General features: G+C 72.8%; 4 protein-coding genes. 1 reads left to right on the forward strand and 3 read right to left on the reverse strand.

The annotated features are described in order from the left end of the window. From Raf01_RS48660 to Raf01_RS48670, 3 genes are all read right to left on the reverse strand, one after another. Window positions 1-915 (reverse strand): hypothetical protein (locus Raf01_RS48660; protein WP_203924999.1); only part of this gene is annotated, 915 nt, incomplete at its 3' end. Window positions 916-937: 22 nt separating this feature from the next. Beyond that, window positions 938-1,162 carry a hypothetical protein gene (locus Raf01_RS48665; protein WP_203925000.1) on the reverse strand — a complete coding sequence of 75 codons (225 nt, stop codon included), beginning with the start codon at window positions 1,160-1,162 and terminating at the stop codon, window positions 938-940. Window positions 1,163-1,264: 102 nt separating this feature from the next. Next, on the reverse strand, window positions 1,265-1,888 hold the full coding sequence (locus tag Raf01_RS48670) for a DinB family protein (RefSeq protein WP_203925001.1): 624 nt from the start codon (window positions 1,886-1,888) through the stop codon (window positions 1,265-1,267). A 167-nt stretch (window positions 1,889-2,055) separates the two neighbouring features. Here Raf01_RS48670 and Raf01_RS50440 point away from each other — a divergent pair. Next, on the forward strand, window positions 2,056-2,220 hold a 165-nt coding region (locus Raf01_RS50440; RefSeq protein WP_239134585.1), incomplete at its 3' end, for a helix-turn-helix domain-containing protein.

Here is a 2,220-nt window from a genome sequence, read left to right on the forward strand (position 1 = left end):
CGTGCGCGGGCCGGCCTCGTGCGGGCCGGCGAGCGTGCGCGCGCCGGGCTCGTGCGGGCCGGCGAGCGTGCGCGCGCCGGGCTCGTGCGGGCCGGTGCGCCAATACTCCGGAATCCGGTCCCAGCGGTGGAACGCGCCTCTGCCCGCGGTGTGGGCCAGGCGGACCACCAGCCGCGGTGTGGTGCCGGGAGCGGGCCCGTCGACCGCGAGCCAGAGCCCCTTGCCCGACGAGTGCGCCGGCGGTGCGCACTCGTGCAGCAGCACCCGGCCGCGGTTGACGAGTCTCGCTCCCGTGCGGTCGCGCGGAAACCGCCACCGGATGCCCGGCAGGAACAGCGTGTCCAGCAGGCTTCGCAGGGCGCTGGCCTGTGCGGCGTCGAGCAGGGACAGCATGAGCGGATCGATGTCGATGTCGACCGGCAGCGCCCCACCCTCGAGTTTCGACACCGCCAGCCGGCGAAGCCGAGCGTCCCTCTTGCGCGCGGGCTCGACGACCGGTGTGACCGACCATGTCGACTCCCATCCGGTCCACTCCCGGACAGCCGCGACGATGTCGTCGACGAAGACCGAATAGGCGCGGGCGGCGATCCCCGACCAGCTGTGGCCGTGGGGTCGGGACACGTTCTCGAAGAAGTTGACGCCGTAGCCGCTGACGATGCCCCGAGCCCGGCTGTCAGCCTCGTGCCAGGTCCCCAGCCGATCGCCGGGAATGACGCGAGTGAGGATCACGACGGCGTGCGCGTCTCCGCCGGGCATCCGCACCCACACACCGCGCGGCTGCGCTGCCCGCCAATGGCTCGGGATGTCGCGGACGACCGGGTCGAGACCGGCCTCGCGCAGCGCCCGCTCCGCGGCGGTCAGGGACACCTCGCCGAGTTCCAGCATGACCAGCATGATGGCAGAGGAGTGTGACATCGGGCGCACACCGCGTGCTGGGCTACTCCGGCGGTGGCACCGTCTGATCCGAGGTGCGCCGTTCCAGCGACCCGTCCGTCGAGGCGATCTGGCCTCCGGTGCGTCCGTCGGAGTCCGCCAGGATCGCCTCGGCCTGTGCCAGCCGGTCGTCGCTGCCCGCCCTGCGCTCCTCCGGCAGCAGGCGACTGGCCCGCCGCTCGACCCGTTCCCGCTCGACTCGTTCGCGTTCGACCCTGTCTCCGCTCATACCGGCCCGGTACCCCGGCGCGCCGGCCGCCACACCCGCTCATTCGCCGCCCCGACCCGCCGCCCCCCGACCCGCCGCCCCCGACCCGCGCCGCGGTGCGGCTCAGGCCGGACGGGTCGCCCGGTACAGGTCGCGCAGCACGCCGACCTCGGCTCCGTGGTGGATCAGCTCGTCGAGTTCGTGCAGGATGAACGACGCCCGGGTGCTCTGCGCGTACGGGCCGGCGACCGCCCCCATGGCGTCGGCCAGGGTCGCCGCGTCCACCGTGGCGACGTGCGCGCGGAACAGCCGGTACGCCCGTCCGAGCCGCTCCACGGCCGCCTCGGCGGTGCCGGGGGCCCCGGTGCGGGGCAGCCGCCCGGCCGGCGTGACGCCGATCCACGTCGCGTTGCGCCGCGCGCCGAGCATGTCGATGATGTGCGACACCCGCCAGGCGATCGTGGTCAGCGGCGTTTGGTCGGCACCGTCGGTGGGGCGGTCAGCGTCGGTGGGGCGGTCAGCGTTGGTGGAGCCATCCGTGTCGGTTGGGCGGTCAGCATTGGTGGGGCCGTCCGCGCGGTATGTGCCGTCGCCGACCGGCCGGACCGACCAGCAGTTGCCGGCGGGCTCCCACAGGTACTCGTCGTCGGTGAGCCCTTCCAGCCGGTCGCGCAGCCGCTGGTACGCGAAGTCGGAGAGGTCGAGCAGGTCCTGGCTGACCCGCTCCAGCGCGGAATTCCCGGTCATCGGATTCCTTCCGTGGATACTCCGGTCTTCAGGCCGGGGTGGAAGCGGAGCGCCTGCGCAGTAGGGCAGGGGTAGCTGATCGGCCGGCAAGGCGCAGCGGCGTCGACCCGTGGGTCTGCGTACGGTCCACAAACAGCCCTGCTAGCGTGTGGGGCGTGGTCAGGACCGTGAAGCGGGCCTTCAAGTACCGCTTCTACCCGACCGACGCGCAGGCCGATCAGCTTGCTCGGACGTTCGGCTGTGTCCGGAAAGTTTACAACCTGGCTCTCGCGGCTCGCACCGAGGCGTGGACGCTGCGGCAGGAACGCGTCAACTACACCACCACATCGGCG

It is taken from the genome of Rugosimonospora africana, assembly GCF_016862975.1.
Classification (GTDB): domain Bacteria; phylum Actinomycetota; class Actinomycetes; order Mycobacteriales; family Micromonosporaceae; genus Rugosimonospora; species Rugosimonospora africana.